The 13,061-nt window shown below is 44.8% G+C and carries 13 protein-coding genes and 2 pseudogenes; 10 read left to right on the forward strand and 5 right to left on the reverse strand.

Annotation, left to right across the window (positions count from 1 at the left end):
• The first annotated feature begins 330 nt into the window (after positions 1 to 330).
• The 10 genes from ACE01T_RS15390 (at position 331) to ACE01T_RS15435 (ending at position 8,643) form a co-directional block, all read left to right on the forward strand.
• Positions 331 to 1,215, forward strand: a complete 885-nt coding sequence (locus tag ACE01T_RS15390; protein WP_349929298.1) for a SphA family protein — start codon at positions 331 to 333, stop codon at positions 1,213 to 1,215.
• A 29-nt stretch (positions 1,216 to 1,244) separates the two neighbouring features.
• On the forward strand, positions 1,245 to 2,579 hold the full coding sequence (locus ACE01T_RS15395; protein WP_395519618.1) for an acetamidase/formamidase family protein: 1,335 nt from the start codon (positions 1,245 to 1,247) through the stop codon (positions 2,577 to 2,579).
• A gap of 88 nt (positions 2,580 to 2,667) precedes the next feature.
• Positions 2,668 to 3,870: an aromatic ring-hydroxylating oxygenase subunit alpha gene (locus tag ACE01T_RS15400; RefSeq protein ID WP_395519619.1), complete on the forward strand. Its 1,203-nt coding sequence runs from the start codon at positions 2,668 to 2,670 to the stop codon at positions 3,868 to 3,870.
• Between the two features lie 11 nt (positions 3,871 to 3,881).
• Positions 3,882 to 4,235 (forward strand): hypothetical protein, encoded by a 354-nt coding sequence (locus ACE01T_RS15405; RefSeq protein WP_395519620.1) that lies wholly within the window; start codon positions 3,882 to 3,884, stop codon positions 4,233 to 4,235.
• Positions 4,236 to 4,247: 12 nt separating this feature from the next.
• Positions 4,248 to 4,709 carry a nuclear transport factor 2 family protein gene (locus ACE01T_RS15410; RefSeq protein ID WP_395519622.1) on the forward strand — a complete coding sequence of 154 codons (462 nt, stop codon included), beginning with the start codon at positions 4,248 to 4,250 and terminating at the stop codon, positions 4,707 to 4,709.
• Between the two features lie 56 nt (positions 4,710 to 4,765).
• Positions 4,766 to 6,037, forward strand: coding sequence for a styrene monooxygenase/indole monooxygenase family protein (locus ACE01T_RS15415; RefSeq protein WP_395519623.1), 1,272 nt, complete (start codon positions 4,766 to 4,768; stop codon positions 6,035 to 6,037).
• Positions 6,024 to 6,548, forward strand: coding sequence for a flavin reductase family protein (locus tag ACE01T_RS15420; protein WP_395519624.1), 525 nt, complete (start codon positions 6,024 to 6,026; stop codon positions 6,546 to 6,548). Before ACE01T_RS15415 ends, ACE01T_RS15420 begins: the two co-directional genes overlap by 14 nt.
• Positions 6,545 to 7,315: an SDR family oxidoreductase gene (locus tag ACE01T_RS15425; protein ID WP_395519625.1), complete on the forward strand. Its 771-nt coding sequence runs from the start codon at positions 6,545 to 6,547 to the stop codon at positions 7,313 to 7,315. The genes ACE01T_RS15420 and ACE01T_RS15425 overlap by 4 nt, the downstream gene beginning before the upstream one ends.
• Entirely contained in the window at positions 7,312 to 7,644 is a 333-nt protein-coding gene (locus ACE01T_RS15430; RefSeq protein WP_395519626.1) for a non-heme iron oxygenase ferredoxin subunit, read from the forward strand. The genes ACE01T_RS15425 and ACE01T_RS15430 overlap by 4 nt, the downstream gene beginning before the upstream one ends.
• Positions 7,645 to 7,650: 6 nt before the next feature.
• On the forward strand, positions 7,651 to 8,643 hold the full coding sequence (locus ACE01T_RS15435; RefSeq protein ID WP_395519627.1) for a 2Fe-2S iron-sulfur cluster-binding protein: 993 nt from the start codon (positions 7,651 to 7,653) through the stop codon (positions 8,641 to 8,643).
• Positions 8,644 to 8,673: 30 nt separating this feature from the next.
• On the opposite strand, the gene ACE01T_RS15440 is transcribed toward ACE01T_RS15435, so the two are convergent.
• The 5 genes and pseudogenes from ACE01T_RS15440 to ACE01T_RS15460 all read right to left on the reverse strand — a co-directional run.
• The gene (locus tag ACE01T_RS15440; RefSeq protein ID WP_395519628.1) at positions 8,674 to 9,321 is read right to left on the reverse strand and encodes a response regulator transcription factor; all 648 of its coding nucleotides are present in this window, start codon (positions 9,319 to 9,321) and stop codon (positions 8,674 to 8,676) included.
• Positions 9,312 to 10,793 (reverse strand): PAS domain S-box protein, encoded by a 1,482-nt coding sequence (locus tag ACE01T_RS15445; protein ID WP_395519629.1) that lies wholly within the window; start codon positions 10,791 to 10,793, stop codon positions 9,312 to 9,314. The genes ACE01T_RS15440 and ACE01T_RS15445 overlap by 10 nt, the downstream gene beginning before the upstream one ends.
• A 330-nt stretch (positions 10,794 to 11,123) precedes the next feature.
• A pseudogene (locus ACE01T_RS15450) lies at positions 11,124 to 11,980 on the reverse strand (IS982 family transposase).
• 100 nt (positions 11,981 to 12,080) lie between these two features.
• Positions 12,081 to 12,980 (reverse strand): AraC family transcriptional regulator, encoded by a 900-nt coding sequence (locus ACE01T_RS15455; RefSeq protein WP_395519630.1) that lies wholly within the window; start codon positions 12,978 to 12,980, stop codon positions 12,081 to 12,083.
• Positions 12,977 to 13,061: pseudogene (locus tag ACE01T_RS15460) on the reverse strand (IS5/IS1182 family transposase); the annotation flags it as partial. The gene ACE01T_RS15455 and the pseudogene ACE01T_RS15460, both read right to left, overlap by 4 nt.

Genomic DNA, 13,061 nt, shown 5'->3' on the forward strand with positions numbered 1-13,061 from the left:
CTATAAAAGTGTCTAAGGCCATAAACATAATGTCCATTTAATAAATAATGGACACTATCGGGATATTGAGAAAATAAGAAAAGTGGGGTTCAGCGGACGCTTACGTTCATAGGTATATCTACCTATACAAATAGGTATTCTTATAGATTCTGTCGGTATTTTCCTTATTGCATTACACGATTTTGAATATCAGTCCTTAGCTTTTTCCTGATAAAAGCACAGATTCGTCCTTATATTTCCCTGCCATGTTTCAGGTCTAGATTAAGTCATGTGCTTGAGACTTCGAAAGCTCTGCAAATAAAGACTTAGAGAATTAGGGGAAAGCTGTAAATGCTAAGCAAATATCTGAAATCAGTGGCATTGACCACAAGCCTGATCAGCTGTGCACCATTCGCATTTGCAGCTGAAAATGGCGGTAGTGCCTATCCGGACGGTACTGAAAGTTTCCTGGGTGGTGCGATGCCACCACCAGGTACTTATCTGGTGAGCTACAACCAGTTTTATTCAGCAGACAAATTCAAAAATGATCATCCGGTATTTGATGATTTCAAACTCGATACCTTTGCTACAGTCGCGCGTGGTGTGTATGTCAGTGACAAAACCTTTCTAGGTGCAACCTGGGGCATGCATGCGTTTTTAGTGTATGCCAATGCCGACATCACTTTGGGCGGTGGGCAGGATGAAAAAACTGCACTGGGTGATGTGATTCTCGATCCATTCCTGCTGGGCTGGCACAAAGGTGACTGGCATGTAGCAACGGGTGTCGATTTCTATATCCCAGTTGGTTCCTACAATAAAAACCGCCTAGCCAATATAGGCCGTAACTACTACACCATTCAACCGATTGTTTCTGCAACTTATCTGAACCAGCAAGGCATCGAAGTCAGCACCAAGTGGATGTATGACATCAACTTTGAAAACAAAGATACCAATTATGAGTCGGGTAATGCCTTACATGTAGATTACCTCGTCGCCAAGCACATGGGACCTGTGGCAGTCGGTCTAGGCGGTTATGTGCATCGCCAACTTGAAGGTGACTCCGGTGAAGGAGCCGTGCTAGGCGATTTCAAGGCAAAGGCAGCCAGCATTGGTCCACAAGTACGTTATCAATTTCCAAAAGGTGTCGCTGTCGCCGCCAAATACCAGAAAGAATTTGATGTGGAAAACCGACCTGAAGGTCAGAAATTCGCACTTGATATCACTATTCCATTTTAAGACCAAGACATTGAATTAGGGGAACGCATATGAAACTCGATAACCATGATTTTGCAGCAGGCAGTGCCAATGCAGTGGACTATTTAATTGTGAATGAATATTCAGGCGGTATAGTCGGTCCTAGCCAACGCATGCTAGGCCCACTAAAAAATGGCGGAACTTTAAAAACCGGTACACCTCCAGGCTGTTGGGGTCCGATGATTACGCCTGCATTCCAGGGCGGTCATGAAGTGACATTGCCTGTGTTTATTGAAGGTGCAGAAGTGGGTGATGCGGTTGCACTTAAAATCAAGAAAATGAAAGTGACTTCGATTGCGACGTCTTCAGGTGTCATGAGCTTTGTTGAAGGACGCTACCATGGCGACCCGTTTGTGGCGAAATACTGTAGTGCATGTGGTACAGAGCAGCCTGCAAGCTATGTAGAGGGCATTGGTGAAGATGCCATCCGTTGCAAAAACTGTGATGCAGAAGTCAGTGCTTTTGAATTTTCACATGGCTATGTGATCGTACTGGATGAAGAAAACAAAGTGAGTTTGACCGTCAATCAGGAGATTGCCAACAAACTTGCAGGTAATGCCAATGAATTGTCTGCACTGCCTGAACATGCAGCACAACATTCGATCCTGTCACTGGCACGTGCTGACATGCCGGGTGTAGCAGCACATATGCGTCCGTTCCTGGGCAATATTGGTACCACACCATCTCGTGACCTGCCTGACTCACATAACTGTCATGACTTTGGTCAGTACCTGATCAATGCACCGCACAAATTTGGCATGACAGAAGATGAGCTTGTTGCAGCAAAAACCGATGGCCATATGGACACTAACTCAATCCGTCCAGGCTGTATCTTAATCTGTCCGGTTAAGGTGCCAGGAGCCGGTGTGTACATGGGCGACATGCATGCACAGCAAGGCAATGGCGAAATTGCCGGTCATGCCACAGATGTATCTGGTGAAACAGAACTGCAAGTCGAAGTGATTAAAGGTCTGACCATTGATGGTCCAATCCTGCTACAGGCACCAGATGATCTTCCACCGATGGCCCGTCCATTTACCAAAGAGGAAAAAGAGAAAGTGAAAGCACTCGGCGAACGCTGGGGCCAGACCGAAATCGAAGAAAGCGGTCCAATCACCTTTATGGGTACCGGTAAAAACCTGAATGATGCGACTGAAAATGCACTGAATCGCGCGGCTAAAACTACGGGTTTGAGCTATGACGAAGTCATGAACCGCTGCACTATTACCGGTTCGATTGAAATCAGCCGTCTGCCGGGTATGGTACGAGCCACGTTCCTGTGTCCAATGCCAATTCTGGAAAAACTCGGCATCGCAGATCTGGTGCGCGAACACTATCAACTTTAATCAAAACTGGATTTAACAACAGCTGCAGTGGTGCCACGCCACTGCCTATTAAAAGTAAAGAACTTAGAAACTTGAACAGGAATGTTATATGAACAGTAATTCTAAACTCCGTTGGGGCGAACTTTATCCTGAACTCGGTATTGAGCCTATTCCAACCGAGCCATGTATTTCACCGGAAATCTATCAGGAAGAAATCGACAAGGTATTTTCTAAAGTCTGGCTGAAAGTCGGTCGCGTTGAAGAAATTCCAAAGAAAGGTGATTACAAGGTCAAACGTCTGGATTTTGCTAAAACTTCCGTGATTCTTATGCATGGCAAAGACGGCGAGATCCGTGGCTTTCACAACATCTGTTCGCATCGAGGCAACAAGGTTGTGGTGGAAACTGACAACGAAACTTTCGGTTCAAACAAAGCTGCGGTTGTGACCTGCCGTTTCCACGGCTGGGTCTATGATGCCAAAGGTGATCTGGTCAGCGTACCAGAAGAGGAAAAGTTCACTTCCTGCTTTGACAAAGGTCATAACGGTCTGGCACCAGTCCGTACTGAAGTCTGGGAAGGCTTTATTTTCGTAAACCTGGATAATGAAGGTACTCAAGGTGTAGAAGAATTCCTGGGCGGTATGGGGGAGCACCTGGGCGGTTATCCCTTCCATGAAATGGAAGAATGTTTTGCCTATAACACGGTGCTGGACTGTAACTGGAAAGTCGCGCATGATGCTTTTGCGGAGGCTTATCACGTAGCCACCATCCATGCTGGTTCATTCCCGAATGTCTTTGCATCTGGCCTGCAAGAAGTACAACTGTTTGGCGATCATCGTACCTGTGCGGTCTGCCTCACCAAAAATGCCAATCCGAAACCAGCTGCGGCGCTTTCCGGAGAAATTACCGGAGCATCACTGGTCAATCACTACGAACGTACGCAGTTACCGAAGTCAGTGAATCCAAATGACCGTGATGATTTTTCATTCGAGCTTTCCGTCATTTTCCCGAACATTCTGGTGCATGTGACAGAAGGCGTATGGTTTACCCACCAGTTCTGGCCAGTCGGTCATAACAAAACCCGTTGGGAAGGCCGTTATTACCTGCCTAAAGCGAAAACCTATTCAGAGCGCTGGGCACAAGAATTTGCTCAGGTACTGCAGCGTAATGCCTGGTTAGAAGATACCGCAACCATGGAAGATACCCAAGAAGCACTGGAATCTAAAGCCAAGAAAGTCATGCATTTACAGGATGAAGAAATTCTGATCCGTCATGGTTACCACGTTCTTGAACAATACCTGAATCGCGCATAAGGAGAATGCACATGTCAAACATCATTTCACAACTGCCGGCTGACTTTGCAGCTCTGGAACCTTTTGTAGCGAAGTGGGCACTGGGAACAGCTAAACAGCGTCATATGACCCGTCTGAACTCAACCAAGGAAGAGCTGCAAGCATTTTATGATGCGATTCTTCCGGAAATGCGTAACCTGCTGGCGGCATTAGACCAATATCCATTGGGTTCATTGCCGGAAGAGCTGCATAAGCTGTACTGGCTCAGCCTGAGCTTTGCAGAAATTGCACCGCATATCGAACTGTATAAAGGTTCAGTCGGTGTGCCATATGCCTTTGAAGAAACCCGCTTTGTCTATGAAAGCGGTGACGTGGTCAACGTTTAAAAGGAAATGAAGATGAACCAGCACAATCTGGAAGCGCGTTTGCATTATCTGGAAAGCTGCGAAGCCATTCGCAGCCTGGTAGGCCGTTACGCAACTGCGGCTGATCAGCGTAACAATCCAGTCATTATGCAGCATCTGTTTCATGAAGATGCGGTCTGGTGTGCCAAAGGTTTTGGTGACTATCAGGGCCGGCAAAACATTCTGGATGCGCTGTCTGGTATTGCTGAAGCACAGGTGTTATGGAGCCTGCACATTATGGCCATGCCGGATATCGAAGTACTGGATCATCAGCATGCCAATGTCAGCTGGATGCTTTGGGAAGTCTGCAACCTTGCCGAGAAAGGCATGCAGGCTACCACCAGCTGTCTGGGCGGATTTTATAGCTCCAGTGTCCGTCAGGATGAAGATGGGTTCTGGAAATTTGACCGCGTGGAACTGAACCTGACGTTTAATCAGCCGTATCCGACAACTTGAGCACACACATAAAAACAGCTGCTGCATCAGACACGGCGCAAAGAGGAATTTAAGAGATGAGAAAAATCGCAATTATTGGTGGTGGGCAGGCAGGTTTATTACTGGCATTCTCATTACTCGAACACAAATATGACGTCACTGTATATGTCGACCGTCCAGCTGATGAGCTGCTACATGGCCGCATGGTTAGTACCACCATGTTCTTCGCCAATACTCTGGAAGTGGAACGCAAACTGGGCCTGAATTTCTGGGATGGCAAGGCACATCATGGAGAGGCGATTCATGTCGACTTCCGTGCACCAGATGGTACGGTTGCACTGCCTTTGACCGGTTTTCTGCATGAAAATAAAGGCATTGCCATGGACCAGCGCACCAAATACCACCGCTGGCTAGAAGAATATCCACGTCGTGGTGGCAAATTGGTCATTCAAAACGTCAGTCCTGAAGATCTTGAAGTGATTTCATCAGAAAACGACCTCACCATTTTGGCTGCCGGCAAGGGCAACATCACCAGCCTATTTAAGCGCAATGAATCCCGCTCAGTGCATCATGCTCCACCACGTAAACTGGCCGCGGCTTTGGTGGTAGGTGATGATCTGTGTGGTCCAGACAGCTGGCAGGGGCAGCCGTCGCAAACCTTGCACTTTAACTTTATTGCCGGTGCGGGTGAATATTTCAGCATGCCGTTTTACAGTCATACCCATGGTCCATGCCGTAGCTTCCTGTTCGAATGTGTACCAAATGGCCCGATGGATATCTTTGATGATGTTACCAGCGGTGAAGAAATGCTGCAACGCATGAAAGAAGCAGTAGCCAAAGTGACTCCAGACCAGAGCTTCCGCATGGTGGACAATATCGAACTGAGTGATCCGAATGCCTGGCTGAAAGGGGCATTCCGTCCGGAAGTCCGTTACCCAGTTGCGACCCTGGACAATGGTGCTGCAATATGGGGCATCGGCGATACAGTGATGGTCAATGACCCAATTGCCGGACAGGGAGCAAATAATGCCACCCGTATGGTGGAGCATTATTTACAGGCCATTCTGGCGCATGGTGATGAAGCTTTTACTGCTGAATGGATGACACAAGTCTTTGATGACTTCTGGGAATATTCCGGTCGCTATACCACTGAATTTACCAACCTGTTGCTGAATCCGCCAAGTGAAAGCCTGCTTCAGGTCTTGGGTGCAGCCGCACAAAACAGTGTCATTGCTGATGACTTTATGGGGCACTTCAATCATCCACGTGGTTTCTGGCCCGCAGTTGATGGTGCAGAAGGCGCAAAAGAATACCTGTCACGCAAGGAGTTTAATCATGCAGCTGCCTGAAGTGTTATGGCAGGATGTTGATCTTGCTGAAGCGAAATCGCTTCGGCAGGCTTTCGGGGGCTTTGCCACAGGTGTCGCCATCGTGACCTGTTTGGATAAGCAGCAACAGCCTGTAGGGTTAACCATTAATTCGTTTAGTTCAGTGTCTTTAGATCCAGCTTTAGTACTATGGAGTCTGGTTAATTATTCCCCAAGTCGCACTATTTTTGAAACAGCAGAATATTTTGCCATCAATATTCTGGGAGCAGATCAGCAAGAGATTGGTCTAAACTTTGCCAAGCCGATTGCCGATAAATTTCAGCATGGCGTGTGGAATATTGAACAGTCTAAAGCACCAGTACTAGAAGGTTGTGTAGTGCAGTTCGTTTGCAAAAATGAAAAGCAGATTGAAGCAGGGGATCATCAAATTTTCCTCGGAAAAATTGAGCAATGCCGTCACAGCAACCAACGTCCATTACTGTTCTGTAAAGGACAATTCAATGAGTGGCCGCAGTACAAGGAGGTTTCATGACTGATCTCAAGAATAAAGTGGTGCTGGTCACGGGGGGAGCGACTCACATTGGCCAGGCTGTAGTCAAAGAATTAAAGAGTTTAGGTGCCGAAGTCATAATTGCTGATATTAATCAGGAACAAGGCCACCTGGTGGCGACTGCAACCCAAAGTCGCTATGAATATCTGGATCTGGCAAACGATGACAGCATTCAGGCATTAAGCGCAAAACTTACACAACTGGATATTTTGGTGAATCTGGCCTGTCTGTATGAAGATCATGGATCTCAGTCGACACGTCAAGATTGGCAAAATACCTTTAATGTGACCGTGTTTGGTCATGCAGCATTGGTACAGGCATGTAGACCAATGCTGCAGGCCAGCAATGATGGGGCTGTAATTAATATTAGTAGTGTCAGCGCCCGCATTGCTCAAAAAGAGCGTTGGGTTTATCCGGCATCGAAAGCCACTTTAGAACAGTTGACCAAAAGCATGGCTTTGGACTTGGCTGCTGACCATATTCGCGTGCATGCTTTATCTCTAGGCTGGACCTGGTCTGTGCCGATGCAGATGATTTCAGGCAATGACCGTCCGAAAACCGATCGTGTTGCTGGCCGTTTCCATGTACTGGGTCGTATTGCCGATGCCGAAGAAGTGGCAGAAGCTTTAAGCCTGCTTTGCAGTCCAAAAGCCAAATTGCTTACCGGTAGCACCATCCATGCCGATGGGGGCTATCACACTCTGGGACCTGAAGCGACAGATTCACCGATTGAGGAGTTGAGCGCATGAATATTCAAGTGAACAATATTGCTGAAAAATTTCTTTGCCTCACTTCGGATATTGAACAAGGCGAAGGTTTACAGGTGATTATTGACGGCTATCCACCACTGGCGGTGTTTCATCTGGAAGATGGTGAATTTTACGTCACCGATGATACCTGTACCCATGGCGATGCATCGTTAGCCGATGGTGAGGTTGATGGCTGCGAAGTGGAATGTCCGTTCCATGCCGGTGCTTTCGATATTAAAACCGGTGAGCCGTGTGGTGCACCGTGCAGTATTCCACTCAAAACTTACACCTCATTTGTACGTGATGGCCAGGTCTATTTGGTGGAGTAATGTCCTATGCATAAAATTCAGATTGAAGGACAGGGGCAATTTCACTGTGCCGCCGATGATGTGCTATTACGCGGTGGTCTGCGTGAAGGTTTAGGCTTGCCTTATGAATGCAACGCGGGTGGCTGCGGCACCTGTAAGATTGAAGTGTTGTCGGGTGAGGTTGAAAACTTGTGGGAAGACGCACCCGGATTGTCTGATCGCGATAAACGTAAGCGACGTGTATTGGCTTGCCAGTGCCGGCCTAAATCGGACTGTGTGATCAAGGTTCGTTTAGACGAACAATGCACGCCTAAAATTTTGCCAAAACAGCAAGCCGTCAAGCTCAAGCATGTCCAGCCGATTACCCATGATATTTTAGAAATTCATTTGCAGTCGGATGAACCAGCCCAATTTATTCCAGGGCAATATGCATTGCTCTGGGTGAATCAAGAATTACTGCGTGCCTATTCAATGTCGAACTTGCCGAATGATGAAGGATTGTGGGTCTTCCAGATTCGCCGTGTGCCGGATGGTAAGATGACCAATTTACTGTTTGATGAGCAACAACGACAACATGCTGTTATTCAGATTGACGGACCTTATGGTCTGGCGCATTTGCAGGAACAGCCACGTCCGATTGTTTGCGTGGCTGGTGGCTCGGGTCTTGCACCCATGTTGGCCATTGCCCGTGGGGTTGCAGTCAATCCGCATCTGCAACATCACAAGGTCTGGTTCTTCCACGGTGGACGTGAACAACGCGATTTGTTGACCGAAAATCAGCTCAGGGACTGGACCGAATTGGGTGAACGTCTCAATTACGTGCCTGCTACGTCTTCAGAACTGATAGACGGCATCCGTTCCGGTTTCATTCATGATGTAATCAATGATGTACTGGGCGAGCAATTACTTGAACATGAGATTTACTGTGCCGGGCCACCGCCGATGGTGAAATCCATTGAACAGATGGCACATCAGGCGGGTATTCCACAACAACAGATTCACTTTGACCGCTTTTTCTAAGTTAAGCTAAATGAAATGATCAGGCGATGGTTAACCCATCGCCGGCATGCTTTTTCCTCGGCACATCAGCACCATATTCACAATCTGCGCAATCGATTCCGTCCCCAGTTTTTGCCGGATATGGGTGCGATGAATTTCAACTGTTTTATGACTGATATTCAGCATCTGCGCAATATGTTTGCTGGACAGGCCATCGACCATTAAATTAATAATCTCATTCTCACGTGGTGACAATGATTTCAGTTTCAATAATTGCTGTTTGCGATTTTCAGCTGTGACAAAGTCCTGTTCTGCCTGTTGCAGGCAGGCCTGAATTTGGTTCAGCATATGCTGCGGATTAAAGGGTTTTTCCAGAAAATCAAAAGCACCAGCTTTCATGGCATTTACCGACATTGGAATGTCCCCATGACCGGTCATGAAAATGATCGGAATGTAGGCTTTTTGCTGATTAAGCTGTTGCTGTAACTGCAGGCCACTCATGCCGCGCATGCGGATATCCAGAATCAGGCAGGTTGGGGTATTTGGCCGTGGATAATTTAAAAATTCGGTCGCACTGCTAAATGTTTTGGTTTCTAGCTGAACGGAGTCCAGCAACCAGGTTAGTGAGTTTCGGATATCCTGGTCGTCATCAATGACGTAGACAATCGGCTCGGGAACATGAGAATTATTTAAATACATTTAGCACGCTCCTGTGCAGACAATGAAATATTAAAAATCGCGCCGGATTCACCTTGGCAGACCCATAAATAACCCTGATGGTTTTCAATGATGCTACGCGATAAAGTCAGTCCGATACCCATGCTGTCTTTCTTGCTCGAATAAAAAGACTCGAACAACTGTTCTGGATTTTGTCCTTGCAGTCCCGGACCATTGTCAGCAATCGCAATCCGGGCATGTTGGTTATGCTGCCAGGTCCGGATATAGATATCACGCTGACCTTCAGGATTACGTTGCAATGCATCTACCGCATTAAAGACTAGATTAATGATGACCTGGCTAAACAGGGTTTCATCAGCAGAGATAGAAACCGGTGTCACACTCAGTTCATAATGAATGGTACAGCCACCCTGATCAGCTTTCAGTCCAATCAGGGGATGCAGATCCTGAATCAGTTTATTTAGCGAGTAAACCTGAAAATTGGCTTCGCCTTTGCGCAAAAAGCTGCGCATACTGTGAATAATCTGGTTGACCCGTTTGGTCTGATCCAGTGCGGCATGCATGGCATCCAGAGTTTCAGTGGTATTGGCCAGACCATTTTGAATACGGATAATGCTGCCACCGACATAATTATTGAGTGCAGCGAGAGGCTGGTTCAGTTCATGCGCCAGTGCTGTCGCAAGTTCGCCCATGGTTTTACAGCGTGACATATGGCCCAGCTGGCGTTCCCGCGCCCGCGCCATTTCTTCCGCTTCAATCCGTTCTGTAATGTCGCGGTAATTGATCAGGATTCCCTGAATATCCAGATGGTCGAGCAGGTTGCGATAGGTTGCTTCATGGTGCCGCCATTTACCATTATGGTGCAAAATTTTATAATGCAGCACTCCAATGGACTGTTCATCCGGTTTTTTAAATAACAGTTGCCGGACTTTGATACGGTCATCTGGATGAATGGCACTCAAGACATTTTTATTTAAAACAAAGCGGTCACGATAACCCAAAATATGCTGCAGAGAAGGGCTGGCATACAGCAGTTTGCCTTGCAGATCCAGAATCGCGATGCCATCACCCGAGTTTTCCAGCAGCATCTTGAAATACTGATCTTTAGACTGCAGCTGATACTGATATTTCTTGATTTCGCTAATATTACGAACCAAAGCCAACAGTTTGGGCTGATGTTCAATTTCAACGGTTTTCAGGCAAACTTCAACAGGAATCTGCTGTTGATTCTGCGCTTGAATCATCCATTCGAACGTAATTGCTTCATGGCTGGTGGCTTGTTGAACCTTTTTTAAGGCATGGTTAAAATTAAAACCGTGGCTATGCGCACTGATTTTTTCCACACTCATTTTTGTTAATTCGGATTTGCTGTAACCGGTGAGGTTTTCAGCTGCTTCATTGACGTCCATGAACTCAACACTGCCGATATCATGCACAAAAATAGCATCACCCGCCTTATCAAAGATGGTTTGATAATAATTTAAGCTGGTCATTCTGTTCCTTACCCTGGATGGCGTCCGGCTATCTGGTAGAGGTGTGTCCGATCTTCACTGATAAACACTTGTAGTTATTGCATTTCATATTGCAGTAAACTGCTGGGTAATGCAATTAGACTTGATGTTTAATTTACACACTTTAAACAAATAGAAATGCGAACTTGGGTGCCTATCTTCAACGCATTTATCAAGCAATTCTAGTGCCAAATTCACATAAAAAATCGACAATTTGGTTTGATTAATTTTTATCATTTCAGGTGGAAAGGAAAACTTTAAGCTATTAAAAGGCATTCCTTTTTTAATTAACCCGAATCCTGCTTAAGCCAATCATTCCATTACTTGAATGGTTGGCTTGTTTTGATGGCATAACTGATAAGCACATAAAGAGGCATAAATTCCTGCTAAGTATCCTTCAATGCTTCTCGCTTTACTCGTTACCAAATGATATTTCCCTTTTAATAAGCTGAATAAAGTTTCTATTTTATTACGCTGCTTTAAGTGATATTCATCTGATGTTGAAAGTTGTACAGATTTCATGTTCTTTCGATGATATGTAATTAAATCCGTACCTTATGATTTTAATCTGCTCTTTAATTCCTGACTGATATAGCCACGATCAGCATAGAGCTTGGCTTTGAATCCTTCTACCAACCGTTCAACCATTTTAATATCTGCTGTATGCCCATTTGATAAAGCTGTACTGACAATCTATCCTGACTGATTCATGATTAAATGCAGCTTACAGCCAAAGAACCATCCCATTGAACTTTTACCACGTGTTGCAATCACTGCTACAGATTTATGTCGTTGAATCCGCTGATTTTTGCATACAGGTAGTGTAGTCGAATCCATCCATAAATGATGACTCTGACAGTCTTTCATTAAGGCAAAATGTAAAGCATACAGTGCCAATTGATTTACTCTAATGAGATGAACCATTCGTTGGTAACACGGTAAATATCGAAACAGTTGACTGTGATTGTGCTTTAATGAAAAGAAAAATGCTTTTAAGTTATTGAAATGAGATCATTTATATCAAATGGCGATGAATACTATTTCTGAAAGTTTCAATTGAGGGTCTTATTCTCAAACGCTTTACTGTGTTTTAAGAATTGCAAATAGGTTGCTTCGAATTTCTGAAAAAAGTCATCAATGATGCAAAAGAAATATGTAGAATCGAACATGGTGGCTGAAGGCGTAGGTGGTGTAGCAACTTCCTAATAGTTTTCAGCCACCTTTTTTTCAAGTTAATTTCTTATCCACGATTAAGGTTAATTAAGTAGCTTAACTTTTTATAAATTGACTCGGATTTTTTTGGGTAACACGCTGAAATGCACGGGTAAATGCAGCTACAGATTGATAGCCAACTTTTTCAGCACAATCTGCAATAGAAACACCCTGTGTTAAGAATTGTTGGGCCAATTGAATACGGTAATATAAAACAAATTGCGTTGCTGAAAATCCAGCAATATTAGAGAAGTACTTGGCAAAGTTAGCACGAGATATGCCACATACTGCCGCCATAGATTGTAAAGTCCAATCTTCTTCAGGCTTAGCAACAATCTTTAAAATCAGAGGAGATAGCATCGAATCATTAAATAATGTCCAAAGAGGAAAATTTTTATAGTTTTCTTGACTAAAAGTATGACGGATCAGGTAGTAAAACAAAATACTGGTCAGGCGTTCAATTAAGCTTATTGAAGCTTCATGATCTAATTTTGCTTCATGACGAATTAATCCAAATATATTTAAACATTCAGTTAAAGTCTGATCATTTTGCCTTAAAACTAAATAGGGTGGCAATGCTGCAATAAACAACTCAGACAATTTGGAGCGAAATCTAAAATAGCCACAGGCTAAGTGTGTAGAACACGATAATATATTTGAATCGTCACTGTTGACTAAATTGCGTTTTAAGTGATTTAGAGAGGGGGCAACCCGTTGAGTCGTATCCGTAATAATAAAAGGGATATCTTTTAAAAGAAATATAGCATCACCTTGATAAAGATGAATAAAATTATGCTCTTCTAGGAGATGAAAATGACAGTCTTGCTGAATAACTAAATGAAAACTCGCTTGCCCTTGTCCTTGAATAGATGTCGACCATTGTTGATGATAACGGCTTAAATGCTGAAGAGATGTCTCTATTTCTAAGCGGTCAATTAGGGTCTGTTGACATTTCAAGTATAGAATTTACCCGATAAAGGTAGCCAAATAAATATACAAGCTAATGCAACTGCACCCTCATAGCTACACTTTAGCTTA

The organism is Acinetobacter uliginosus (assembly GCF_044130295.1).
GTDB lineage: Bacteria > Pseudomonadota > Gammaproteobacteria > Pseudomonadales > Moraxellaceae > Acinetobacter.

Excerpts from the sequence above, each read along its gene's own strand:
- ACE01T_RS15430 (WP_395519626.1), top strand. The coding sequence starts at position 7,312 with ATGAATATTCAAGTGAACAATATTGCTGAAAAATTTCTTTGCCTCACT.
- ACE01T_RS15400 (WP_395519619.1), top strand. The coding sequence starts at position 2,668 with ATGAACAGTAATTCTAAACTCCGTTGGGGCGAACTTTATCCTGAACTC.
- ACE01T_RS15420 (WP_395519624.1), top strand. The coding sequence starts at position 6,024 with ATGCAGCTGCCTGAAGTGTTATGGCAGGATGTTGATCTTGCTGAAGCG.
- ACE01T_RS15390 (WP_349929298.1), top strand. The coding sequence starts at position 331 with ATGCTAAGCAAATATCTGAAATCAGTGGCATTGACCACAAGCCTGATC.
- ACE01T_RS15435 (WP_395519627.1), top strand. The coding sequence starts at position 7,651 with ATGCATAAAATTCAGATTGAAGGACAGGGGCAATTTCACTGTGCCGCC.
- ACE01T_RS15405 (WP_395519620.1), top strand. The coding sequence starts at position 3,882 with ATGTCAAACATCATTTCACAACTGCCGGCTGACTTTGCAGCTCTGGAA.
- ACE01T_RS15445 (WP_395519629.1), bottom strand. The coding sequence starts at position 10,793 with ATGACCAGCTTAAATTATTATCAAACCATCTTTGATAAGGCGGGTGAT.
- ACE01T_RS15440 (WP_395519628.1), bottom strand. The coding sequence starts at position 9,321 with ATGTATTTAAATAATTCTCATGTTCCCGAGCCGATTGTCTACGTCATT.
- ACE01T_RS15415 (WP_395519623.1), top strand. The coding sequence starts at position 4,766 with ATGAGAAAAATCGCAATTATTGGTGGTGGGCAGGCAGGTTTATTACTG.
- ACE01T_RS15395 (WP_395519618.1), top strand. The coding sequence starts at position 1,245 with ATGAAACTCGATAACCATGATTTTGCAGCAGGCAGTGCCAATGCAGTG.
- ACE01T_RS15425 (WP_395519625.1), top strand. The coding sequence starts at position 6,545 with ATGACTGATCTCAAGAATAAAGTGGTGCTGGTCACGGGGGGAGCGACT.
- ACE01T_RS15410 (WP_395519622.1), top strand. The coding sequence starts at position 4,248 with ATGAACCAGCACAATCTGGAAGCGCGTTTGCATTATCTGGAAAGCTGC.